The organism is Luteibacter sp. 621 (assembly GCF_050435445.1).
Lineage (GTDB): Bacteria > Pseudomonadota > Gammaproteobacteria > Xanthomonadales > Rhodanobacteraceae > Luteibacter.
In genome coordinates this window covers 334,778-358,335 of the sequence record NZ_JBNDKI010000003.1, presented here as the reverse complement: position 1 = coordinate 358,335, position 23,558 = coordinate 334,778, and the positions used below count along the sequence as shown (strand labels likewise).

24 protein-coding genes are annotated in these 23,558 nt (G+C 66.8%); 10 read left to right on the top strand and 14 right to left on the bottom strand.

Going from position 1 to position 23,558, the window contains the following annotated elements; genetic code table 11:
• The first annotated feature begins 4 nt into the window (after window positions 1–4).
• From ABIE56_RS06060 to ABIE56_RS06050, 3 genes are all read left to right on the top strand, one after another.
• On the top strand, window positions 5–838 hold the full coding sequence (locus ABIE56_RS06060) for an NAD-dependent epimerase/dehydratase family protein (protein WP_429242924.1): 834 nt from the start codon (window positions 5–7) through the stop codon (window positions 836–838).
• An 88-nt stretch (window positions 839–926) separates the two neighbouring features.
• Window positions 927–3,266, top strand: coding sequence for a penicillin-binding protein 1B (mrcB, locus tag ABIE56_RS06055; protein WP_429242923.1), 2,340 nt, complete (start codon window positions 927–929; stop codon window positions 3,264–3,266).
• A gap of 2 nt (window positions 3,267–3,268) precedes the next feature.
• A complete protein-coding gene (locus ABIE56_RS06050) occupies window positions 3,269–3,781 on the top strand; it encodes a tetratricopeptide repeat protein (protein WP_429242922.1) in 513 nt (170 codons plus the stop codon).
• A 65-nt stretch (window positions 3,782–3,846) separates the two neighbouring features.
• On the opposite strand, the gene hemE is transcribed toward ABIE56_RS06050, so the two are convergent.
• The 4 genes from hemE to ABIE56_RS06030 form a co-directional block, all read right to left on the bottom strand.
• Window positions 3,847–4,920 carry a uroporphyrinogen decarboxylase gene (gene hemE / locus ABIE56_RS06045; protein ID WP_429242921.1) on the bottom strand — a complete coding sequence of 358 codons (1,074 nt, stop codon included), beginning with the start codon at window positions 4,918–4,920 and terminating at the stop codon, window positions 3,847–3,849.
• The gene (locus tag ABIE56_RS06040) at window positions 4,910–5,173 is read right to left on the bottom strand and encodes a WGR domain-containing protein (RefSeq protein ID WP_429242920.1); all 264 of its coding nucleotides are present in this window, start codon (window positions 5,171–5,173) and stop codon (window positions 4,910–4,912) included. The genes hemE and ABIE56_RS06040 overlap by 11 nt, the downstream gene beginning before the upstream one ends.
• Before the next feature lie 174 nt (window positions 5,174–5,347).
• Window positions 5,348–6,430 (bottom strand): 3-dehydroquinate synthase, encoded by a 1,083-nt coding sequence (aroB, locus tag ABIE56_RS06035; protein WP_429242919.1) that lies wholly within the window; start codon window positions 6,428–6,430, stop codon window positions 5,348–5,350.
• On the bottom strand, window positions 6,430–6,960 hold the full coding sequence (locus ABIE56_RS06030; protein ID WP_429242918.1) for a shikimate kinase: 531 nt from the start codon (window positions 6,958–6,960) through the stop codon (window positions 6,430–6,432). Before ABIE56_RS06030 ends, aroB begins: the two co-directional genes overlap by 1 nt.
• A 7-nt stretch (window positions 6,961–6,967) precedes the next feature.
• Between ABIE56_RS06030 and ABIE56_RS06025 the strand changes: the two genes are divergently transcribed.
• Window positions 6,968–7,813, top strand: a complete 846-nt coding sequence (locus ABIE56_RS06025; protein WP_429242917.1) for an NAD-dependent epimerase/dehydratase family protein — start codon at window positions 6,968–6,970, stop codon at window positions 7,811–7,813.
• A gap of 57 nt (window positions 7,814–7,870) precedes the next feature.
• Here the strand turns inward: ABIE56_RS06025 and ABIE56_RS06020 are convergent, their stop codons facing one another.
• Window positions 7,871–8,734: a kinase gene (locus ABIE56_RS06020; protein WP_429242916.1), complete on the bottom strand. Its 864-nt coding sequence runs from the start codon at window positions 8,732–8,734 to the stop codon at window positions 7,871–7,873.
• Between the two features lie 24 nt (window positions 8,735–8,758).
• On the opposite strand from ABIE56_RS06020, the gene pdxH reads away from it, so the two are divergent.
• Both pdxH and ABIE56_RS06010 read left to right on the top strand, forming a co-directional pair.
• A complete protein-coding gene (pdxH, locus tag ABIE56_RS06015; RefSeq protein WP_429242915.1) occupies window positions 8,759–9,346 on the top strand; it encodes a pyridoxamine 5'-phosphate oxidase in 588 nt (195 codons plus the stop codon).
• Window positions 9,347–9,353: 7 nt separating this feature from the next.
• Window positions 9,354–9,794, top strand: a complete 441-nt coding sequence (locus tag ABIE56_RS06010; protein ID WP_429242914.1) for a secondary thiamine-phosphate synthase enzyme YjbQ — start codon at window positions 9,354–9,356, stop codon at window positions 9,792–9,794.
• A gap of 163 nt (window positions 9,795–9,957) precedes the next feature.
• Here the strand turns inward: ABIE56_RS06010 and ABIE56_RS06005 are convergent, their stop codons facing one another.
• The 8 genes from ABIE56_RS06005 to ABIE56_RS05970 form a co-directional block, all read right to left on the bottom strand.
• The gene (locus tag ABIE56_RS06005; protein WP_429242913.1) at window positions 9,958–10,584 is read right to left on the bottom strand and encodes a response regulator; all 627 of its coding nucleotides are present in this window, start codon (window positions 10,582–10,584) and stop codon (window positions 9,958–9,960) included.
• The gene (locus ABIE56_RS06000; RefSeq protein ID WP_429242912.1) at window positions 10,581–12,176 is read right to left on the bottom strand and encodes an ATP-binding protein; all 1,596 of its coding nucleotides are present in this window, start codon (window positions 12,174–12,176) and stop codon (window positions 10,581–10,583) included. Before ABIE56_RS06000 ends, ABIE56_RS06005 begins: the two co-directional genes overlap by 4 nt.
• 146 nt (window positions 12,177–12,322) lie before the next feature.
• A complete protein-coding gene (locus tag ABIE56_RS05995; protein ID WP_429242911.1) occupies window positions 12,323–13,117 on the bottom strand; it encodes a cobalamin-binding protein in 795 nt (264 codons plus the stop codon).
• 40 nt (window positions 13,118–13,157) lie between these two features.
• Entirely contained in the window at window positions 13,158–13,859 is a 702-nt protein-coding gene (locus ABIE56_RS05990) for an arginyltransferase (protein ID WP_429242910.1), read from the bottom strand.
• 44 nt (window positions 13,860–13,903) lie between these two features.
• A complete protein-coding gene (locus ABIE56_RS05985; RefSeq protein ID WP_429242909.1) occupies window positions 13,904–15,481 on the bottom strand; it encodes a GAF domain-containing protein in 1,578 nt (525 codons plus the stop codon).
• Window positions 15,474–16,127 carry a biliverdin-producing heme oxygenase gene (locus ABIE56_RS05980; protein WP_429242908.1) on the bottom strand — a complete coding sequence of 218 codons (654 nt, stop codon included), beginning with the start codon at window positions 16,125–16,127 and terminating at the stop codon, window positions 15,474–15,476. Before ABIE56_RS05980 ends, ABIE56_RS05985 begins: the two co-directional genes overlap by 8 nt.
• Complete coding sequence (locus ABIE56_RS05975; RefSeq protein WP_429242907.1) at window positions 16,128–16,520, bottom strand: hypothetical protein; 393 nt, start codon at window positions 16,518–16,520, stop codon at window positions 16,128–16,130.
• 36 nt (window positions 16,521–16,556) lie between these two features.
• Entirely contained in the window at window positions 16,557–17,810 is a 1,254-nt protein-coding gene (locus tag ABIE56_RS05970; protein WP_429242906.1) for an alkaline phosphatase family protein, read from the bottom strand.
• A gap of 56 nt (window positions 17,811–17,866) precedes the next feature.
• Between ABIE56_RS05970 and ABIE56_RS05965 the strand changes: the two genes are divergently transcribed.
• Window positions 17,867–18,262 carry a hypothetical protein gene (locus ABIE56_RS05965; protein ID WP_429242905.1) on the top strand — a complete coding sequence of 132 codons (396 nt, stop codon included), beginning with the start codon at window positions 17,867–17,869 and terminating at the stop codon, window positions 18,260–18,262.
• A gap of 89 nt (window positions 18,263–18,351) precedes the next feature.
• On the top strand, window positions 18,352–20,025 hold the full coding sequence (gene hutU / locus ABIE56_RS05960; protein WP_429242904.1) for a urocanate hydratase: 1,674 nt from the start codon (window positions 18,352–18,354) through the stop codon (window positions 20,023–20,025).
• Window positions 20,026–20,234: 209 nt separating this feature from the next.
• On the opposite strand, the gene msrA is transcribed toward hutU, so the two are convergent.
• The gene (gene msrA, locus ABIE56_RS05955) at window positions 20,235–20,909 is read right to left on the bottom strand and encodes a peptide-methionine (S)-S-oxide reductase MsrA (RefSeq protein WP_429242903.1); all 675 of its coding nucleotides are present in this window, start codon (window positions 20,907–20,909) and stop codon (window positions 20,235–20,237) included.
• A 139-nt stretch (window positions 20,910–21,048) separates the two neighbouring features.
• Here msrA and ABIE56_RS05950 point away from each other — a divergent pair, with 139 nt between their 5' ends.
• Window positions 21,049–22,299, top strand: a complete 1,251-nt coding sequence (locus tag ABIE56_RS05950; protein WP_429242902.1) for an HD-GYP domain-containing protein — start codon at window positions 21,049–21,051, stop codon at window positions 22,297–22,299.
• Entirely contained in the window at window positions 22,296–23,549 is a 1,254-nt protein-coding gene (locus ABIE56_RS05945) for a putative bifunctional diguanylate cyclase/phosphodiesterase (RefSeq protein WP_429242901.1), read from the top strand. The genes ABIE56_RS05950 and ABIE56_RS05945 overlap by 4 nt, the downstream gene beginning before the upstream one ends.
• Window positions 23,550–23,558: the final 9 nt, after the last annotated feature.

Genomic DNA, 23,558 nt, shown 5'->3' with positions numbered 1-23,558 from the left:
ACACATGACGGTTCTGGTCATCGGCGCGTCCAGCCAGGTGGGGCATTTCCTCCTTCCGCGCCTGGATGCCATCGGGTGTGAATGGCTGGCGCTGAGCCGGCATGTCCCCACGGATGACCCACGTTGGATGCGCGGGCACCTGCCCGAGGCCATGCCGGCGCTTCCCCCGTTGGCCGCTATTCTGTCATCCGGTCCGCTCGATGGGCTGGCCACCTGGCTCACCCAGGCACGGCTGGAAGGCACGCCGCATATCATCGCCACCTCGTCGATGAGCGCCGAGACCAAGCGCGATTCCGATGTGCCTCACGAGCGCGAGCTTTCCCTGCGCCTTCGCGATGCTGAAACCCGTTTGATTACTTACTGCGCATCACGCGGTATGCCATGGACCCTGTTCCGGCCGACGCTGGTTTATGGCGCTGGCATGGATCAGAGCATCAGCCCGATTGTGCGCGCCGCTATCCGCCGCCGCGTGTTCCCCTTGCCGGCGGCGCGCGGCCAGCGCCAGCCGGTGCATGCCGACGATGTCGCGGCGGCGTTCGTGGCAGCGCTGCGCAACGCGCGGGCGAGGGGCAAGACCTTCCCCATTGGTGGGGGTGAGCGTCTCACGGCGGGGGAGATGTTCCGGCGCATGCGGCGCAGCGCGGGCGTCAGCACGATTCCGGCGCCGGTCCCGCGGCTTGTGCTGGACCTGGCCGGTGCCCTTCGCCCGGCGCTGCGTGGGGCCCTGGGCAGGCTTGATAACGACCTGATCGCCGACAATGCCGAGCTGGAAGCGGTGTTGGATATCCATCCCCGTCCCTTCCACCCGGAGCCCGCCACCTGGCAAAGCGGCGCCTAGCCATCGCTTTGCCAGCATCCGTTCAGATGCGCGCCGGGCTCATGCCCCTATCATCCGGGGACGTCTCTTTCCCCAGGATCACCCCGCGTTGGCATTCCTGCACCGTTTAGGCTCCCTCCTGCGCGCCAGCTGGCCCTGGCTGCGTATTCCGTTCTGGCTTGTCATGGGCCTGCTGTTCGGGTTCCTGCTGCCTTACACGCTGATTCTCAACGCGCGCCTGCAGGATCGCTTCAACGACCTGGTGTTCGCCGTGCCCACCCGCGTGTACGCACGCCCACTCCTGCTGGAGCCGGGCAGGGCGATGACGCCGGCGGCGCTTGAGCTGGAGCTCACCTTCGCCGGCTATACGCCCGATGGTGCCGGCAAGGTCCAGGGGAGCTATTCGAAGAACGGGTCGCGTTTCATCATCAACTCGCGCGGTTACGCAGGGCCCGATGGCGGGGAGCTCGCCCACCGCTTGCGCGTATCGCTCGCCGATGGGCAGGTCGCCTCCGTGGTGGATGACGCCAGCGGCAAGCCGATCAAAGCCATTCATATGGATCCGGCGCGTATCGCCACGTTCTACGGCGCCGACCAGGAAGAACGCCGCATCGTCCGCCTGGAAAACGTGCCGCCGTTGCTGGTCCAGGGCCTGCAGGCCGTGGAGGATCGCGACTTCAACCACCACATTGGCCTGGATTTCTCGGCGATCGCGCGCGCCACGTTCGCGAACATCCGCGCGGGCCATACCGTGCAGGGCGGCTCTACCCTTACCCAGCAACTGGTGCGCAACCTGTTCCTCGACCGCAGCCAGAACTACCTGCGCAAGGTGAACGAAGCGCTCCTCTCGCTGCTGATGGAAGCGCACTACCCGAAACACCGCATCCTCGAGGCGTACGTCAACGAGGTGTTTCTTGGCCAGCAGGGCAACCAGGCGGTGCATGGCTTCGCGGCCGGCGCCGAGTTCTTCTTTGGCCGCCGCATGGAGGAGCTGCGCCCGCAGGAGATCGCGCTGCTCATCGGCCTGGTGAAGGGCCCCAGTTATTACGATCCGCGCCGTTACCCGGAGCGTGCCCTGCAGCGTCGCAACCTCGTGCTCCAGCAGTTCAACGAGACAGGCCTGATGGATGACGCGGCGACGAAGGCGGCGCAGGCCACCCCGCTGGGTATTGCCACCAATGCGCAGTTGCCGCACAACCGCTTCCCCGCGTTCATGCAGCTGGTGCGCTCGCAGATCCTGGCCGACTTTGATGAAGACGCGCTGCGTAATGGCAGCCTCAGCATCTTCACCACCCTGGATCCCGCCGCGCAGCTGTACACCGAGCAGGCGATCCTGACCACGACCAAGGCGCTGGGCAAGCGCGGTGCCGCCGCGCAGGCCGCCGCCGTGGTGACCGATACCACCGATGGCAGCGTGCTTGCCGTGGTGGGGTCGCGCGAACCAGGCGAGCAGGGTTTCAACCGTGCCCTCGATGCGCGCCGGTCCATCGGTTCGCTGGTCAAGCCGTTCGTCTACCTCGTCGCGCTTTCGCAGCCATCGAAATGGTCGCTGGCCTCGATCGTGGATGACTCGCCCATCAGCATGCGCCAGCCCGATGGCACGATGTGGACCCCGCAAAATGACGACCACGAGATCCATGGCCAGGTGCCCATGCTCGATGCGCTGGTGCATTCGTGGAACCTTGCGACCGTGCACCTGGGGCTTGAGGTCGGGCTGCCCCGGATCAAGGGTTTCCTCGAATCGTTCGGGCTCGAGGATGTGAATCCGAGCCCGTCGCTGCTGCTGGGTGCGGTCGATCTTTCACCGCTGCAGGTGGCGCAGATGTACGAATACATCGCGGCGGATGGCCACGCGTTGCCGCTGGTGTCGGTGCGCGGGGTGATGGATAGCAAGGGCCAGGCGATCAAGCGCTACGACGTGAAGCCCGGCCCCGGCGAGTACCAAGAGCCCACGCGCCTTATCCGCTGGGCGATGCAGCAGGTGGTGACCAGCGGCACCGCCGCGGCCATCGGCAACTCCAGCCTTGGCTCGCTGCACGCCGCAGGCAAGACGGGTACCAGCGATAGCCAGCGGGATAGCTGGTTCGCCGGGTTTACCGGTGAGCACCTGGCCATCGTCTGGATGGGGCGTGACGACAACAAGCCCACGGGGCTCTACGGGGCCACGGGCAGCATGCGGGTGTGGCAGGAGTTGTTCCGCAAGTTGCCCACCACGCCGCTCTCGGCACAGCCTGGCGAAGGCCTGGACATGGCATGGGTAAATACCCAGACCGGCAAGCGCACGGAGCCCACCTGCGAGGGTGCCCGGCAGTTCCCGTTCATTGATGGCAACGTGCCTGAGGAAGAGCAGGGCTGTTTCTGGCAGCAATTCAAGGGTATGTTCGGCGGCGGCGACAACAGCCAGCAGCCTCCGGCCCAGCCGCCCGTTCCCAGTAATCCTACGGATTGACCATGCTTCGTCTTCGTTATTGCGCCCTTACCGCCGCCGCCCTTGTCGCCGCGTGCAGCCAGCCCGCCCCGCCGCAGGCCACCCGTCCCAGCCAGCCCAGTTACGATATCGTGGCGCAGATCCGCGCCGCGGGTGAGCGCGAGAAGTCCGCTATCGAGGTAGCGCCGCTGCGCGATCCGGGCGTGAAGGGGCTTGAGCAATCCGCCCAGGCCGATGAGCGCGCCGGCAAGTACGATGATGCCGACGCCAAGCTCGTGCAGGCGCTGAAGCTGGCGCCCGAGGCGCCGGAGCTCATCCAGGATCGCGCGGAGATCGCCGTGCGCAAGCAGGATTTCCCCGCCGCGGAGAAGCTGGCGAAGCAGTCGTTCGAGATGGGCCCGAAGTCGGGCAGCCTGTGCGCCCGCAACCAGCAGACGATTTACGAGATGCGCATGCAGGCGGGCGACCAGAATGGCGCCATGGCGGCGCGTACCGAGCTGGGCAAGTGCCACATCGCGGGCCCCAACCGGTTCTGATACCAGGTACGCATCGGGTCGTATCACGGTAGGAGCGCGCAAGCGCGCTCCTACACCAGCGGCGTTTAGCCGCCGCGGATCTTGCGGCCGTGGGCGTGCACCGTATCGACCAACACCTTCACGTTTTCCGGGTCCACTTCCGGCGTGATGCCGTGGCCCAGGTTGAAGATGTGGCCGGGGTGCTCGCCGAAGGCATCCAGCACCGCCCGGGCTTCGCGCGCCACGATTTCCGGCGCGGCACGCAGCACGGCCGGGTCCAGGTTGCCTTGCAGCGCCACCTGGTCGCCCACGCGCTTGCGCGCTTCGCCCATATCAATGGTCCAGTCCACGCCCAGGCCATCGCAGCCTGTGTCAGCCAGTGCCTCGAGCTGCCCGCTGGCGCCCTTGGAGAACAGGATGACCGGGATGCCGGCGCATGCGGGGTCCGCTTTCAGCGCATCGACCACCTGCGCCATGTAGTGCAGTGAGAACTCGCGGAACGGCGCCGGGCCCAGCAGGCCGCCCCAGGTATCGAACACCATGAGTGCCTGCGCGCCGGCACGTGCCTGCGCGATGAGGTAGGCAGCGACCGAGCGGGCTATGGTATCGAGCAGCTTGTGCGCCAGCGCAGGCTCGTTCCATGCCAGCGCCTTCACTCGCGCGAAGTCGCGCGAGCCTTCGCCTTCCACCATGTAGCAGGCAAGCGTCCACGGGCTGCCCGAGAAACCGATAAGCGGCACCCGCCCACCCAGCTCCCTGCGGATCAGGCGCACGGCATCCATGACATAGCGCAGCTCGCCATCCATGTCGGGAACGGCAAGCGCGTGGATGGCGGCCGCATCGCGAACGGGGCGCGCGAAACGCGGGCCTTCGCCGGCTTCGAACGACAGGCCAAGGCCCATGGCATCGGGAATGGTCAGGATGTCCGAGAACAGGATGGCCGCATCGAGATCAAAGCGCTCGAGCGGTTGCAGGGTGACTTCACAGGCGTATTCCGGGTTCGTGGCAAGGCCCATGAAGCTACCGGCGCGGGCGCGCGTTTCCCGGTATTCCGGCAGGTAACGGCCCGCCTGGCGCATGACCCAGATGGGCGTGGTATCGGTGTGCTGGCGCCGCAGCGCGCGCAGGAAACGATCGTTGCGGAGCGTGTCAGCGGCCATGCGCCGACTCCTGACCCTGGCTGAACATCACTTTGAATCCTTTTTTGATCTGGGCATCGCGCGCCTTCTCGAAGGCGGCCAGCGCGGCATCGCGCTCCAGGTACACATCGCGCTTTAACGTGGCCTTGCCGCCCTGGGTACCGGCTTCGCGGTACAGGGTCCAGCCGCCGAGCAGATCCTGCTCCAGCGTGATCTGGACGTAGCGGGGCGCTTCGGCACCTGCCGCCGGCATGGTTTGCATGTAAATCCGCATTGCACCGACCTGGATGACGCAGGAAACCACCATTGTAGGCGATTCGCGGGATGCCCAAGGGGAGCTACCCGCGACACGCCGCCGCGCTGCGGCGGATCGCGCGCCATCGCGCTCTTCCACCAGGCCGCGAAGCTGCGGACGAAGACGTGTTTGCAGGAGCGCGCTTGCGCGCGATCAGCCGGCAGCGCCGGCGGCAAGCACGCCGAGAACATCCCCGTCGGCCACACCCGCCACGATCTCCGCCTTGCCCACGCCACGCCACAGGATCAGTCGCAGCGTCCCCGCGGTGTTCTTCTTGTCCAGCCGCATCAGGTCGAGGATGCGGCTGGCCTCGTGTGCACGCGACGGTTCGGTCGGCAAGCCAAGGCGCTGCAGCAGCGAGAGCAGGCGAGCGGTATCCGCCGCGGGGGCCATGCCGAGCTGCTCCGAGAGGCGCGCCGCCAGCACCATGCCGATCGCTACGCCCTCGCCATGCAGGATCTCGCTGTAACCACCGGCCGTCTCCAGCGCATGGCCAAACGTATGGCCCAGGTTGAGCAGGGCGCGCTCGCCCTGCTCGGTTTCATCGCGCGCGACGACACCTGCCTTGTAGCGGCACTTGCGCGCGATGGCATCCACCAGCACACCGGGCTCGCGTGCGGCGAGCGCATCGGCGTTGGCCTCCAGCCAGGCAAAGAACGGCTCGTCGCCGATCGCGGCACCTTTCACGATCTCCGCCACGCCCGCCAGGTATTCCCGTTGCGGCAGCGTTCGCAGCACGTCGATATCCGCCACCACGGCACGGGGCTGGTGGAAGGCACCGACCAGGTTCTTGCCCGCCGGCAGGTTCACGCCGGTCTTTCCACCGACCGAGGAATCCACCATCGCCAGCAGCGTGGTCGGCACCTGGATGAAATCGATGCCGCGCATCCAGCATGCGGCGGCAAAGCCGGCGAGGTCGCCGACGACACCGCCACCGAGCGCCACCACGCAGGCATCGCGGGTAGCGCCAAGCGCGGCCAGCGCATCGAGCACCTTGCCGACATTGGCGAAGGTCTTGTGTGTCTCGCCATCATCGAGCAGGTGTACCGACCACTTCAGCCCTTCAAGGCCTTTTTCCAGGGCGCCAAGGTAGTGCGGCGCCACCGTGGTGTTGCTCACCACCAGCACATGGCGGCCGCGAATGCGTGCGCGCCAACGTGCGCTGTCGGCGATCAAGCCGGGGCCGATCCACACGGGGTACTCACGTCCGGCCAGTTCGACATCGACGGTTTGCATCAGGCGCGCCTCCAGTGGCGATCGAGTAGCGCGATAGCGCGGGGCAGGGCGTCGTCGACGCTTTCGTGGCGCCCGTGGAAGATCAGGTCGGCCACCTCTTCGTAGACGTGGTTACGCGAGCCGGCCAGGGCCTGCAGGCGGCCGCGGCGATCGCCGCCGGCGATCATCGGGCGCACGGTATCGTGCTCGAGCCGGTCGAGCTGCTCTTCCACATCCACGGCCAGCACCAGCACGGTGCCGCGGGTCATCAGCGTTTCCCGGTTCACCCCAGCCATGACCGCGCCAGCGCCGGTGGCGAGCACGATGCCCTGGCGGAGGCTAAACTCATCCAGATGCGCGGTTTCCCGCGCGCGAAAGGTAGCCTCGCCTTGCGTTTCGAACATGTGGTTGATCGTGACGCCGTAGCGTTTCTCGATCTCCACATCCAGGTCGACGAAGGGCAGGCCGTAATGCGCCGCAAGGCGCTGGCCGATCGTGGTCTTGCCGGCACCCGTAGGGCCGACCAGGAACAGGTTGGGCGAAGGATTCATCGCTCCCATGCTAGCAACAAGCCAGACACCCATGCATGCCGCTGTGCTCATTGCCGGTGCCGGTGACGTCGGTATGCGCGTGGCGGGCCGCTTCGTCGCACTCGGCCACCCCGTATTTGCCCTGCGCCGCCACCCGCCGGGCGCGGCGCCGGCAGGCGTCACCTGGCTGCGCGGCGACCTGACCGAACCGGGCTCGCTGACGGGGCTGCCCGCCGTAACGACGGTGATTTACGCCCCCACACCCGCCTCGCGCGATGAAGGGGCATACCGGTCGGTCTTCGTGGATGGTCTCCGCCACCTGATCGAGGCGCTGCCGACGGCGCCCACGCGGACCGTATTCGCCTCATCCACCGCGGTATACGGCGAGCATGGTGGCGACTGGGTGGATGAAGACACCCCGCCGGAGCCGCCGGGGTTCAATGGCCGCGTGCTGCGGGAGGTTGAGCGCTGGTTGGGCTCGGCGGGCGTGGGGGGCGTTGCCGTTCGGCTGGCCGGGCTCTACGGGCCAGGGCGCACGCAGTTGCTGGATCGCCTTCGCGAAGGAAACGCCAGCGTCCCGCGCGGGCGTGGGATCTATGCCAACCGCATCCACGTCGAGGATGCGGCGGCCGCGCTGGTGCATGTGGCGCGGCTGGCGGATCCAGCACCGGTTTATGTGGGCGTAGACGACACGCCGCTACCGATCGACGTGCTTTACGACCACCTCGCCACGCTGGTGGGTGGCCCGCTCCCACCCGAAGGGCCAGCCCCCGCGGGGGTGGGAAACAAACGCCTGAGCAACGCACGCTTGCGCGCAAGCGGTTTCCGCTGCGCCTGGCCCGATGCCCGCCAGGGCTACGCCGCGCTGGTGTAGGAGCGCGCTTGCGCGCGAAAGCCCGTGCCGCAATCCCCATCGCGCGCAAGCGCGCTCCTACAGGTGAGGCGTGCCGTGGATGTCCGGTATGTGAGGCGTGCGGTGGGTGTCCGGCACGTGGGGGGTGCGGTCGGGGTCCAGGGCGATGAGCAGGTCGGCTTTGGCGGGCAGGGTGGCCAGGGCATGGCGGCTTAGCCGCTCGTAGTGCTGCAGGAAGCGGGCGAGGGCGGGTGCATCCATGGCGCGCGGTTCGCCCCGGGCGCGCAAGGGTTCCTCGGCTTCGCCCCGCCAGCGCTCGACCACTTCCCAGGACGGCGCCGCAAGCACCACGAGGGCATCGATGCCGCGCCAGATCGGCAGGTAACCCGCAAGCTGCGCGTTGACCCAGTGGCGCCAGGTGCCATCCCGGTCCTCCTCGCGCTCCAGGGTATTCACCGGTTCAACCAGTGCGTCGTCGCCCTGGGGCTCGACGCCGAGGCACCAACCTTCGAGGACGATGAGCCGGGGCACCTCGGCCTCCGTGGGCCAGAGCGCCTCGTCGTAGCGGTCGTCATGCCCCTTGTCGAAGCGCGGCACGCTGACAGGGCGCCGGGGCGAAGCGCTGGCCAGGGCGGCCAGGGTAGAGGCGAGCAGGATCAGATCATGCGTGCCGGGGACACCCCGCGTGCGCAGCAGCGGGTGCACCTGGTCGGCCAGGGCGAGTCGTTCCGCATGGGTCAGGTAGGCATCATCCAGGGAGAGCGTGACGGCTCCCCAGCCGCGCCGTGAGGCGGCACCGATCAGCCCGGCGCCCAGGGTGCTTTTGCCGCTGCCCTGAAGGCCCGAAACGCCGAGGATAAAGGGCGCTGGCGCGCGCTCGATGGCTGCGGCGAAACGCCCGAGGACCACCTCGGCCAGCGTGCTAGCATCGTTCGATTCCATGGTGCACGAGCATACCCCACCCTCATGCTGACCCCAGAAATCCTTACTACCTTCCGCGGCCTGCTTGATGAAGCCAAGGCCAGCGGCGACCGCGAACCCACGGCCATGAACCTCGCCACGGTCGATGGCACCGGCCGCGTGCATTCGCGCATCGTGCTGCTCAAGGCTATCGATGCACACGGCCTGCAGTTCTTCACCAACTACGAAAGCGACAAGGCCGCCCAGATCGCCGCGCACGATCAGGTCGCCCTGTGCTTACACTGGAAGCAGATCCGCGAGGGCATCCAGGTACGCTTCGAAGGCCGCGCCACGAAGACCTCGGCCGAGATTTCCGATGCCTACTTCGCCAGCCGCCCGCGTGGCAGCCAGATCGGTGCATGGGCTTCGAAGCAGAGCCAGGAATTGCCGGACCGGCAGACGTTTGAAGACCGCGTGGCGCACTTCGAGAAGGAATTCGCGGGCCGCGATGTACCGCGCCCGGAGCACTGGGGCGGCTACGTGGTAGCGCCCGACCGCATCGAGTTCTGGTACGGCGCCACGTTCCGGCTGCACGAACGCATCGTGCACAGCGACCACGGTACAAGCTGGACCACCCGCCTGCTTTATCCCTGAGGTCGCCATGAGCCGTGCCCAGCCCGTGCAGCACATTGCCCAGACCACCTTTACGGTGCATACGCGCGGGCGCTCGCTCAGCGAAGTGACCAGCCGCGTGGCCGAGGCGATAAGCGCCAGTGGCGTAAGCACGGGCCTGGCCAATGTGTTCGTACAACACACCAGCGCATCGCTGCTGATTGGCGAAAACGCCGATCCCACGGTGGTCGCCGACCTGGAGCGTTTCTTCGCACGGCTCGTGCCCGATGGTGACCCGCTGTTCCGCCACCAGGACGAGGGCCCGGACGATATGCCGGCCCATGTCCGGTCGGTGCTTACGGGGGTGTCGTTATCGGTGCCCGTGCACAACGGCAAGCCATTGCTCGGGACGTGGCAGGGCGTGTTTCTTTACGAGCACCGCCACGAGGCGCATCAGCGCAAGATCACGGTGACGGTTACCGGGCACTGAGCGGGCATAAAAGAAGCCCGCCCGCCGTGGTGGCCACCGGGGGTGGTGGTGGGCCAGGGATATCCATAGCGCGGCGGGCGGGGTAAACGCTCACCTGTATCCTCGCGCTGCGCTGCCACCGCCGCATCAGTACATCTACGGCACGCGCGTGCCGTGGAACCGCTTAGAACAGCAAGCCGAGGTCTTCCGCGCGGCGCACGAGCTCCAGCGTGCTGTGCACATCCAGGATCTGCATGATCGTGTATTTGTGCGCCTCCACCGTGCGCACCGACAGGCCCAGGCGTTCTGCGATCTGCTTTGAGCGAAGCCCGCCACCGACCAGCCGCAACACCTCAAGCTGCTTGGGCGTCAGCTCCTGGATCCCCAGCGTATCCGCGTGCAGGTAGTGCGTGCCGAGCGACGGCGTGACATACGTGGATCCGGCAAAAACGTGGCGTAGCGCCGTGAGCAGTTCTTCGCCGGCAGACACTTTCAGCACATAGCCATTCGCGCCGGCGCGCATCGCGGTCGCGGCGAGCGCAGGCTCCGCGTGCATGGTGAGGAAAACGAAAGGCGTGCGGTCACCTTCGCCACGCAGCGTTTTCAGCACATCCAGGCCACTGCCCCCGGGCATGTTCACGTCGGAGAGGATCAGGTCGGGCTTTTCGCTCCGCACCAGGTCCAGCAGGCCGGGGCCGTCCTGGCTTATCCCCACCAGTTCGCATGTGCCGGCAAGCAGGCGTTCGATGCCTTCGGCCACCATGCGGTGGTCGTCGGCATACACGACCCGGGGGAGTGTTTCTGTCGTCATGGCGGATCCAGCGGTATATGCATCCAGAGGTCCACGCCCTTGCCGGGTGCGCTACGCAATTCAAACCGGCCACCAAGAAGCTTGGCGCGTTCGTTCATGCTGATCAAGCCCAGGCCAGGGCGCGCGTGAGCGCCTTCTTCGGGGTCGAACCCGCGGCCATTGTCGAAGATCCATAGCGAGGCGCCTTCCACATCCACCGAGGCCTTGATGGTGAGCCGAGTGGCGGAGGCATGGCGTAGTGCATTGGCGATCGCTTCCTGCGTGACCCGGTAGAAGCACAACGCCACGTCATTGGACAGGCGATCCACGCCGCGATCGGCAATCAGCACAATTTCCAGCGTGTTGGTACGGTGGGGGGCATGGCAAAGGGCTTCCAGTGCATCGCGCAGGCCCGCGTGCTCGAGCACGCTGGGGTGCAACTGGCGCGAGAGTTGCCGCACGTCCTCCGACAGTGACACGAGCAACTCGCGCAAGTGGTTTACCTCGCCGTGCAACGCCGGGTCCACCTGGCGGCGCAGGGCCGACAAGCCGATGGACGATGCGGCAAGGCGCTGGTTTATATCGTCATGCAGGTCGCGCGCAAGGCGTGCGCGTTCCTGTTCCTGCGTGGCGATAAGGCGGCCGGCCAGTTCGCGCAGGTCGGCGTGCGCGCGGCCCAGCGCGCGGCGGCTTGAATAGCGCTGCTCCACCACGACCGAGAGAATAAGTGCGCACAACGCGGCCAGCAGGCTCCACAACTGCACGGCCAGCGTGCTGTTCGGCGCGTTATCGGCGATGTAGGGGCCGTACCCATGCACGCTCAGGTGTGCCGCCAGCAGCGCGATAATGAAAATCGTGATGGAGCTACCGGTCATCTGGGCACGGACGATGGCGAAGATCACCACCGGCGCGGGTGCCAGGCACATCACGGGTATGAGGCCCTGGCGGCCGCCCAGGGTGAACCACAGCGCGCCGAGCAACGTCAGGCAAAGGGCCATGAACACGACGTAGAACGCCGATATCGGCCCGGAGTGGCGCACCGCGGCATCGGGGTTGCGCAGGCTGATCCACACCGGCAGGTAAAGCACGTAGCCCAGCGAATGGGCCATCGCGATGTTGGAGAAATCGCTCAACACCGTGCCGCGAAACGAGGTGTAGCGGCTGGCATGCTCCACGAGGGCCGCACTACAGGTGGGCAGCGCGGCGACGGCGACCAGCACAAGCGCCGCCAGGCGGTAAAAATCGTCCAGGCGGGTGAGCCCATCGGGCATCTGCCGCAACATCCAGGCGGCGACCGGTACCAGCAACAACGCGGCCACGATGACCAGGGTGGTATCCAGCAGCGGCAGGCCAAAGGCCGCACCGGTCGCGACCAGGCCCACCATTGCGCTGCAGGATAGGGCGGCCCACCGCCGCACGGCATTGGCGAGCAGTGCGCCGAGCAATACGGCACCGGGAAACCACACGATGTGCGTGCCGTACTGGTGGTTCCACAGGGCGGCCGATAGCACCTGGGCCACGGACACGCCCGCAAACACGCCACCACACCACACAGTGAGGCTGCGCGTCGAGTACGCCGGGATGTCCGCCACGGTACCTCCCGCGTCGCCCATGGGTGTGCTTCCGGGACGGCTTGTGGTGAAGCCGGGGACCGCCCTCCGGCGTCCCGCAGCGACTATACGGTGCTAGCCATGCACAAAGCCGGCAATAACTGTGATGGCGATCACAATTTCACAAATGTGAAGAGGGTATATGCCGATTACGCGTGGCGGGCCGCCCATCCGTGCACGATCCTGACCAGTTCGGCCAGGCCATCGGTCAGTGCGGCCGGGCCTGGCTGCAGGATCAGCGGCGATTTCACCTCGTGGATCTCGCCATCGCGAACCGCCGGGATAGCCTCCCAGCCGGGCCGGGCGGCCACCTGCTCGGGGCGGAAGCGCTTGCCGCACCACGAACCGATGATGATGTCCGGTGCCGTGGCGATCACTTCGGCCGGATCGGCAATGATCCGGTCCCGGGCCAGCCCTTGTACCGCGCGGTGCGGCAGGGCCTCGTTACCGCCGGCAATGCCGATCAGCTCGGAGACCCAGCGGATACCCGAGATCAGCGGTTCATCCCATTCTTCGAAATACACCGTAGGCCGGCGCGGAAGCCTGGCCGATACCTCGCGTACGTCATCCAGGCCCCGGGCAAGCGTATCCGCCAAGCTATTGGCTTTGGCCGGAACGCCCACCAGCGCACCCAGCCGGCGGATGTAATCGAGGATCTGCTCGACGCTGCGGTGGTTGGATATCCACACCTCCACGCCGGCCTTGATCAAGGCCTGGGCGATATCGGCCTGGATATCGGAAAAGCCGATGGCGATATCCGGCTGCAAGGCCAGGATGCGATCGACCTTGGCGCTGGTGAAGGCGCTGACCTTGGGTTTGTCCTTGCGCGCCTGTGGCGGGCGAACGGTGAACCCGCTGATACCGACGATGCGGTCCTGCTCGCCCAGCAGGTACAGGGTCTCGGTGGGTTCTTCGGTAAGGCAGACGATGCGGCGCGGACCCATGGGCATCCAGACGGGGCAGGGAGCCTGCGATTGTCGCCGCTCAGGGCATTTCGATCCAACGGCCATGGCGGCGCACTTCCAGCGGGTGGAAGCGGCGCTTGTAATCCATCTTGGGGTGCCCGGCGATCCAGAAGCCGAGGTACACGTACGGAATGCCGCGCCGCCGTGCCAGCGCCACCTGTTGCAGGATGCCCCAGGTGCCGAGGCTGCGGTCCATCTCATCCGGGTCGTAGAACGTGTACACCGCCGAGACGCCCGCCAGCGCGATATCGGTGACCGCCACGCCCAGAAGCTGGTCGCCCTTGCGGAACTCGAGGAAAAGCGTGGGGCTCCACGGCGCAGCCAGGAAGCGCTGAAAATCATCCGCATCGGCCGCGTCCATGCCGCCCCCGCTGTGGCGGGCGTGCAGGTAGCGCTCGTAAAGGGCGTGGCGCTCGTGGGTGAAACCCGGCGCGGCTTCGGTCACGGTCAGGTCGGCGTTGCGGGCCATGCAGCGGCGCTGGCTGCGATCGGGTTTGAATCGTTCGGCATCGACCCGGCACGGCACGCACGCCTGGCAGGCGGCGCACTGCGGCAGGTAAAGGTGGCCGCCGGCCCGGCGGAAGCCCTTGGCCAGCGCCGGGCCATAGAGCTTATCGAGGTTGGGTGCGCCCGGATCGACCACGAGGTTCTGCGCCGTTCGCTCGGCGAAGTAGCCGCAGGCGTGCGGCAGGGTCTGGAAAAGGCGGACGCGGTCGGTCATGGAGCCATGTTATAGCTCGGCAGCCGGGTCCGCGTACGCGTATGTCATTTACCCGCTGAGGTATCCAGCGAGGCGCGCAGGGACTCTAGCTGGTGCTGGTAATGCTTGCGCTCCATCATCTCGATCAGCACGCGCAGGCTTCGCGCGGAATCCAGGTGCTGGCGCGACCACGGCCGCGAGCGGCCACGCACGGTTTCTTGCCACGACGCAAAGCTTTGCCGCGGCGAAAGCCGCGCGCCGGGGATGTTTTCCAGCTTGGCCAGGGCGGGGTTGCCAGCCCAGCGCACGTTGCGCACCTGCTCGGCACGCGTCCACACCACGGCATTGTGCGCATCCGCCTGCAGCGGCATGAAGATCACGCCCGCGGCAAGCGCCGTCATGGCCGGATCATCGAGCGTGGGGAACGCCCTGGTGATCTCATCGGTGTGCACGACGCCGGCGATGCCATCGGGCGAGGGCGGGTTTTCCAGTGCGCCGATCGTGTCGCGTATACGCAGCAGCGTGTCGGCATCGGGCAGGTTGCCGTGGCGCATCACCCGGTCACCGGAGAACACGGCAATGCCATCGGCATCGACCACTTCGAGCAGCTCCGGGGCGAGCGATGCGAGCAGGTCCGCATCAATGCGTTCGCTCTCGTTGAACGCGGTGATGAGTTTCTCGCGCACCGTGAGCAAGGTCGATTCGACTTCGATCTTGGCCAGTTCCTCGATCGCCGATACGCGCGAAGCAAACGCGCGCGCCATGGCATCAGCCACTTCGCGCATCTGGTGGTCGGCGAAGAACGGGCTGTAGTGATGGCACGCGATCAGGCCCCACAGGCGGCCGCTGGTAATGATGGACGCGACCAGCGTGCCGGTGACCCCCATGTAGCCCAGGTATTCCAGGTGCACGGGGGACACGCTGCGCAACGATACATCGGAGAGATCCGTCGCTTCGCCCGTATGCGGGTCATAAGCCGGCAGGATGCGCGATGGCACGTACTTGCAATCGCTGATCTGGCGCACGCGGTTGCGCAAGTAGAGCGCGCGCGCCTGCACGGGGATATCCGTCGCGGGATAGTGCAGGCCCAGGTACGCTTCGAGCTGTTCATCACGCGCCTCGCCCACCACCTCGCCATGCCAGTCGTGGTCAAAGCGGTAAACCATGACCCGGTCATAGCCGAGCAGGTTGCGTACGGCACGCGCCACGCGTTGTGATGCGCGTTCCACCGTGGCGTCGTTCTCTAGCTTGTGCGTGAGGTCGTAGGCGACACGTATCGGGTCATCTTCGAAGTACGCTTCGCGCGGCTCTATCTCGATAAGCCAGCGGCTGTCGTAGGCATGCACCGAAGCGCGCCACGTGCCGCCACGGTGGCCCAGCGGGAACGTCACCGGGGACCACGGGCTGTGCGCAGGGCGCTCGTCGTCGTCGAACAAGTGGGTGGGCAGTGTCAGCACATCGTGCAGGGGCGCATCGAGCAGGGCTTCCAGCTCCACGCCGAGCAGATCCACAGCATTCTCGCTCACCTGCAGCACGCGTTGCGTGGCGGCATCGGTGACGATTAACACCCCGTGCGGCTGCACGGAGCCAGGGATATGAATGGGTTCGCGGTCGCAGGCGGTAAGGTCGGGCAGGTCAGTCATGGTGGCCAGCATCCTGTAGCGTGCGTTGAAAGCGCGCGAACATGTGCTGCGCGCCAGCGAGGGCAAGGTGTTGGCTGGGGGCATCGGGCAGCGCATCGTCGAGCGCGCGCTGGAAATGCCGCCAGCGGCCCGGGGCGCTTTCGCCCAGGGCGTAGTACTGGTGGGCCAGCGCCGAAAAGCGCTGGCGCAGGTGGCGCACGATCACCTGGCCGCCAAGGGCCGAGCCCTCGATGACGTAAAGCTCACCCCAAAAGGCCGCTCCCGCCGCACCCCCTGTAGGAGCGCGCCGTGTGCGCGACATCGTTTCGCCAGGCGCCGCGGGCCCTTGAGTGTTTTCGTCGGCCCGGATCGCGCGCAAGCGCGCTCCTACAGGAGCGGCAGCCAGCTCGAGATCGGCCTCAAGGGCGGGGATACGAGAGGCATACGCCCACACTGGGGCGATGGCGGTGATCTCCGCCGATCGCTCGTTTTCCCACGCGCGGAACAGCGCGAGCTGCGCCGCCAGTAGCCCCGCGTAGCCGGCTTCATCCATCGTCCCTGACATCAGGGCATGCATGCCCGCTGAGGCTTCGGCGGCATCGTGGGCGTCGCGGGTGCGGTCGCGCAGAAGGAGGTGGGCGGCGACGTGGGCGGCGGCGCCGTCCATTCAGAGGACCTGGGTGGCCTTCAGTACCACCATGAGCATGACGCCGGCCACGATGGCGAGGATCATCAGGCGGTAGCGGGCCGCGGTGCGTTGCTGCGGTGGGCGGCGGTCGGGCGTGCGGTGCACGCGCAGTTCTTCCTGGAAGCGCACCACCGGGTCAATGCCGATGTCCTTCAGCAGGCCACGGGCCTTGGTGAAGTCATCGGCGTGCTTGACCCACACCTGCGGCCACGAATCACGATCGTTATGGCGCTCGGAATAGCTGAAGCGCTGGTACGTGGGCCGGTTCCAGGTCGACCGGTTGGTTACCGTGGTTTCGATCGCGTGCTCGGTGAGCAACGCGACCACACGGTCGACGTTGTCCTGGCGGGGGGAGGTATATATCTGGCGCATGGCCCGATTCTACGGCATCCCCCCGCAAGGATGCCGCTAGGGCGAAACCAGCGCGGCCTTCACATCTTCCAGGTGTCCATCGTTCGGCAACGGGGTGATCCCGAGCAGATGGGCCAGCAAGGGGTACACATCCACGTTCTGGAACGGCGGCACCGTGGCGCCGCGGGCAAAGGCCGGGCCATGCGCCACGAACAGGGCGCGCATCGTCGGGTCCTGGTTGTCGTAGCCGTGCTCGCCGCGGGACATCGGGTCCTTGCGCTTGGCCAGGTCGGCATGGCTAATGATCGACCAGCCCACGTCGGCCAGGCACAGGTACGGCGGCACGCGTGGGTTGTGGCCGTAATCCAGGCGTGCAGGCAGGTCTTCCTTGCGGTAGCAATGCATGTGCGCATGCGGGCCCAGCAGCTGGGCCACGGCCGCTGTCGCGTCATGGCCATCGCGCGCGGCGAACGTGGCCATCACGCCATACGAGACGGTATCGAGATCGTCGAGCTGGGTTTCTTCATCGGAGAACACGATGTTGCCCTTGGGCACATCGGCCATGCCGTGATCGGACACCACCACGATGTTCATGCCGTCATACAGCCCGCGCTGGCGCAACTGCGCCACCAGGTAGGCCAGCGCGTCATCCACCTCACGCAGCGCCGCATTCACTTCCGGCGAATCCGGGCCGAATTCGTGGCCGGCATGATCTACCGCATCGAAATACAGGGTTTCGAACGCGGGCTTCGGGCCCGGCTCGTCGATCCACGACAGCAGCTTGTCCACGCGCGCCTTCGAGCTGAGCGAATCATCGAAGGGAATCCAGTGGTCGGGGCGCACGCCGTGGATCTCGGCCTCGGTACCGGGCCAGAACATGGTGGCGGTATGCAGGCCCTGCTTCTGCGCGGTGACCCAGATGGGCTCGGCCTGCGCCCACCAACGGCCATCGCTGGTGGCCGCGCGGTTGCCTAGGCTGAACTTGCCCAGCGCCGGATCGCGCATGGTGTTGTTCACGATGCCGTTGCGATCCGGCACGCGGCCGGTCACCAGCGTGTAATGGTTGGGGAAGGTGAGCGAGGGGAACGAGGGCAGCATGTACGGCGCGTGTGCGCCGTCATCGGCCATCGCCTGCAGGGTGGGGGTCAGGTGGCGGTCCAGGTAATCGGCGCGGAATGCGTCGATCGATACCAGCAGGACCGGGTGGGCAGGGGGCGTGGCCTGGCGTGCGGGGCGCGTGGCGCACCCAGCCAGGGCCACCAGCAACAGCGCCGTGAAGAGGCGTGGCAGGCGGGAAAACGTGGCATTCATGGGGGAGGGCTTAGGCTCTGGTTCTAAAGGCAATCTTTTCATGATGGACGAGTCAGATGACCAACGCATCACGCAAGTTCATGCTGTCCCTGCTCGCGGTACTCCCGCTGGCCGCGTTCGCCCAGGCCGCGACCCCGCCGAAACCGGCGCCGAAACCCGCGCCGCGGCCCAAGGTGTACACCCCGGTGGCACCCCCCAGCCAGCAATGGCAGAACCAGGCTAACCAGCAGCAACTGATCAACCGGCAGAACCAGAACGCCGTGCAGGAGCAGCTGCGCCAGAACAACCTGAACCAGCAGCGCAACAGCGCCACCAACCCGGCACTCCGCAGCCAGCTGGATAACGCCGACCAGTCGCAGCAACAGCAATACCGCGCCCGCCAGGACAACGCGGCCCGCCAGTACCAGGACAAGCAGGCCACCCAGCCCGCCAGCGCCACCAGCCGTCCTTAAACGTACTAACGTGCTGCGACGCAGATGGCTCCGCGTGGCCGGGCAGACCATAATCGGGAATTCGCTTCCACCCCCCTATGGAGCCCCCGATGTCTGCCTTTACGCGCATCGACACCACCCGTACCGTTCGCGCGCCCCGCGGCGCCGAACTCACCTGCAAGAGCTGGCAGACGGAAGCCCCGTTCCGCATGCTGCAGAACAACCTGGATCCGGAAGTCGCCGAGAACCCAGCCGAGCTGGTGGTGTACGGCGGCATCGGTCGCGCGGCACGGAACTGGGAATGCTTCGACGCCATCCTGCGCAGCCTGCGCGAGCTGCGTGATGACCAGACCCTGCTGGTCCAGTCCGGCAAGCCGGTGGGCGTGTTCCCGTCGCACCCGGATGCACCCCGCGTGCTTATCGCCAACTCGAACCTCGTGCCGGCGTGGGCCAACTGGGAGCACTTCAACGAGCTCGATCGCAAGGGCCTGATGATGTACGGCCAGATGACCGCGGGCTCGTGGATCTACATCGGTTCGCAGGGCATCGTGCAGGGCACGTACGAAACCTTCGTGGAAATGGGCCGCCAGCACTACAACGGCAACCTGGCCGGCCGCTGGGTGCTCACCGCGGGCCTTGGCGGCATGGGTGGTGCGCAACCGCTCGCCGCCAGCCTGGCCGGTGCCAGCTCACTCACCATCGAGTGCCAGCAGAGCCGCATCGATTTCCGCATCAAGACCCGCTATGTCGATGAGCAGGCGGCCGACCTCGACGACGCGCTCGCACGCATCGCCCGCTATACGGCCGAGGGCCGCGCGGTATCCGTCGCCCTGCTGGGCAACGCGGCCGATGTGCTGCCGGAACTCGTGCGCCGCGGAGTCCGCCCGGATGCCGTGACCGACCAGACCAGCGCCCACGACCCGGTGAACGGCTACCTGCCCGCGGGCTGGACGGTGGAGGAATGGTTCGAGCGCCGCAAGAGCGATCCCGCGGGCACGTCGAAGGCGGCGAAAGCGTCCATGCGCAAGCACGTCGAGGCCATGCTCGCGTTCCACGCGCAGGGTGTGCCCACCTTCGATTACGGCAACAACATTCGCCAGATGGCCAAGGACGAAGGCCTCACCGATGCCTTCGCCTTCCCGGGCTTCGTCCCGGCGTTCGTGCGACCGCTGTTCTGCCGTGGCGTGGGCCCGTTCCGCTGGGTGGCGCTGTCGGGCGATCCGGAAGACATCTACAAGACCGATGCCAAGGTGAAGGAGCTGATCGCCGACGACCCGCACCTGCACCGTTGGCTGGATATGGCGCGCGAGCGCATCAGCTTCCAGGGCCTGCCGGCGCGAATCTGCTGGGTGGGCCTGGGCCTGCGCCACAAGCTGGGCCTCGCGTTCAACGAGATGGTCCGCAATGGCGAGTTGAAGGCGCCGGTGGTGATCGGCCGCGATCACCTGGATTCAGGCTCGGTCGCCAGCCCCAACCGTGAAACCGAGGCCATGCGCGATGGCAGCGATGCCGTGAGCGACTGGCCGCTGCTCAACGCCATGCTCAACGTGGCCGGTGGCGCCACGTGGGTCAGCCTGCATCACGGGGGTGGCGTGGGCATGGGCTACAGCCAGCACAGCGGCGTGGTCATCGTGTGCGACGGTAGCGAAGAAGCCGACAAGCGCATCGCCCGCGTGCTCTGGAACGACCCCGCGACGGGCGTGATGCGCCACGCGGACGCTGGCTATGAAGACGCCATCGCCTGCGCGAACGAGCAGGGCCTCGACCTGCCGATGCTGCGCTGACGCACCACAACCCGCCACTGTAGGAGCGGGGGGGGGGGGGGGGGGGGGGGGGGGGGGTGTGGGGGGGGGGGGGGGGCCCCCCCCCCCCCCCCCCCGGGGGGGGGGGGGGGGGGGGGGGGTGGGGGCCCCCCCCCCCCCCCCCCCCCCCCCCCCCCGCTCCTACAACAGGCCATGCGTGACCAGCGGCCGTTGCAACAGCCCAGGCGTGGTCAGCGCCCGTTCGCCCAGGCCGGCGTGTACATCTCCGGGTAAATCCGCTGCAACGCCAGTACCTTCGGCCGGTCGTTGATCGCGATGTACATCGCATCGGGGTTCAGGTGCATGTAATCCTGGTGCTCATCCTCGGCGTTCCAGAAACCCTTGAGCGGTACCACCTGGGTCACGATCGGGGCGCTAAAGGCCTTCGCCGTCGTCAGCTGGGCCACATAGGCCCGGGCCAGCTTCTCCTGCTCCGGCGTGGCGTAAAAAATCGCGGAGCGATACTGCGTGCCCATGTCGGGTCCCTGGCGGTTGAGCGTCGTGGGGTCCATGGCCACGGAGAAAAACACCTGCAATAACTGGCCGTAGGTGACCTGGGCCGGGTCGTACACCACGCGTACCGATTCGGCATGGCCGGTGTCGCCGTCGCTCACATCATCGTAGTTCGCGTGGGCCGCATCACCGCCGGTGTAGCCCGAGCGCACACTTTTCACGCCCTTGACGTGCTGGAATACACCTTCCACGCCCCAGAAGCAGCCCCCGGCAAATACCGCGGTGGCCTCGCCCGGTGCGCGGGCGGCATCAACGGCCGGCGTGGGCAGCTTCAGGCCCTCATCGCGGGCGGCAGCGGCCGAGCAGGCGGTGAGGGCGGCAAGCACAAACGGGAGCAGGATCGGGCGGCGCATGGCGGTTCTCCGATGGGGGATAAGCCAATAGACCGGGGGCGGCATGGTTTTATTACGCGGCTACCCCTACAGTACGCCGCCCCCTGGCCGTTACATACCGAACGGCGTGGGGATTCCCAGCGAGAGGAGGCACGGGAAGGTGGCGTACGACCTGGTGGAGCGACGCGTGTTCGTGACCGATCTGCAGATCGGCATGTTCGTCAGTCGCCTGGATTGCGAGTGGTCGGATACACCGTTCCCTTTGCAGGGGGTGCCGATCACCTCGCGCGAGGATATCGATAACCTCGCCAAATTCTGCAAATACGTCTTCGTCGATACCCAGCGCCAGGTGGCCACATCGTCGTGGCTCGCGCCGCCCTCCGTGGTCAAGCCTGCCGCCGTAAAGCCACCCCCGCCCCGGGTTCCGCTGAATACGCGACTGATCACCCAGCACGCCTATACGGATACCGCATCGTTTGACGACGAAATGCCCCGCGCCCGCGAGGCTTTCGAGACGGTATCGAAATTCGCCGAACAGCTCGTGGCCGATATCCATGCCGGCAAGTCGATCGACCCGCAGGCCCTGGATGCCGCCGTCAGGCCCATGGTGGCCAGCGTGCTACGCAGCGGGGATGCCTTCTTCTGGATCGAAAGCCTGCGCCGCCACGATAGCTACACGTTTCGCCATGCCGTGGGCTGCAGCACCCTGGCGGCATCGTTCGGTCGGCACATGGGCTTTCACGGCGATGCGATCGTGAGCCTTGCGGCCGGCGCGCTGTTGATGGACGTGGGCAAGGCCCAGTTGCCCCGCGAGATCCTGGAGCGCGAGGGTCCCCTGAACGATATGGAGTGGGACCTCGCCCGCCATCACGTGGAGGAGGGCGGCGCCATCCTCGATGCCGCGGGCGTGACGGACCAGGAGGTACGCGACATGGTGTTGACCCATCACGAGCGGTTCGATGGCTCCGGCTACCCGGAAGGCCTGGCGGGTACCGCCATCCCTCTCGCGGGCCGCATGGCCGCCATTATCGATACCTACCATGCCATGTGTACGCCGCGCCCCTACCGGCCGGCGGTATCGCAGCACCTTGCGCTGCGCCAGCTGTACCAGGGGCGCGATCGGGAGTACCAGGGGGAGCTGGTCGAGCAGTTCCAGGCCTGCCTGGGGGTGTATCCCACGGGCTCACTCGTGGAACTGAACACCGGCGAGGTGGCCGTGGTGATGGTGCAGAACCAGTCCCGCCGGCTGCAACCGCGGGTGGCGATCCTTGTGGGTGCGGACAAGGTCGAGCTTGATGAATTTCGTATCGTCGATCTGATGCGCCAGGCCGAAGGCATCCATCGCGAGATCCAGCGCACGCTGCCGGCCGGCAGTTACGGTATCGACCCTTCAGAGTATTTCCTGGCATGAGCGAGTTAGCCCACCTCCTGCCCGCCGTACAGGCGCGCATCGATCGCGCCCGCCAGGAGCCGGGGCTATGCGCCGTGCTGGTGGTGCGCCTGCGCGGCATGCGCGAAGCGCAATTGCGCCACGGCTACGAATTTGGCGATGAGATCATGCTGGCCGCGCGCGAGCGTATCGTCGGCGTGGTGCGCCATGTCGATCTGGTGTACCTGGCCAGCGATGACAGCTTCCTCATCGTGCTGCCCACGGTGCGTAACCGTACCCACGCACTGCTGGCCGCCACGCGCATTGTCGGGGCCATTGACGATACGCCGCTTATCCATGGTGACCGCAACTGGCACGGGCGCGTGGTGGTGGGCGTGGCCCTGTGCCCGCCGCACGGTACCGACGCCGAACTGTTGTTCCGCCGTGCGGAGCTGGCCCACGACGAAGCGGTGCGCATCGGCGAGCCGTTCGCCTGCTATGAGCCCGAATCCACCCCGGTGGAAATTCTCTACGGCGAGCTGCGCGACGATATCGCGGCCAACAAGCTCGAAGTCATGTTCCAGCCGCTGTACGACCTGCGCCGCGGCAAGGTGGTGAGCGTGGAATCGCTGGCGCGGTGGAAGACCGCCACGTACGGCGAGGTGCCGCCCTCCGATTTCGTACCGTTCGCCGAGCGCAGCGACCTGATCGTGCCGCTCACGCGGTGGAGCCTTAACGCATCGCTCCGTCATGCCGCTGCGCTACACCGGGGTGGGCGTCCGCTCGATGTGGCGGTGAACCTTTCGCCGCGCGTGTTCGCCGAACAGGGTTTTGCCGAGCAGTTGCTTGGCGCGCTCGATATCTGGGGCGTCCCGGCCGATTCGGTGATCGTGGAGATCACCGAGACCGCGCTGCTGACCGACCTGGACATGAGCGTGCGCGTGCTGCGCCGCCTGCGCGACCGGGGTATCCGTGTCGCCATCGATGATTTCGGTACCGGTTACGCTTCGTTCGCGTACCTGCGCCACTTCCCGGCCACGGAACTCAAGATCGATCGCACCTTCGTCGATGCGATGGTGAGCGATTCGCGCACCGAGCAGGTGGTACGCGCCATGATCGAAGTGGCCCACCGCCTGGGCCTGGAAGCCGTGGCCGAGGGCGTGGAAAACGAAGAGACGCTGCAGCGGCTCGTGGCCATGGATTGCGACATGGTGCAGGGCTACCACATCGGCCACCCCATGCTGGCCGCGGATTTCGTGGCCCAGAGGCTGGCGGCCGGGTCGGTGGCCTGAGGGGACCGG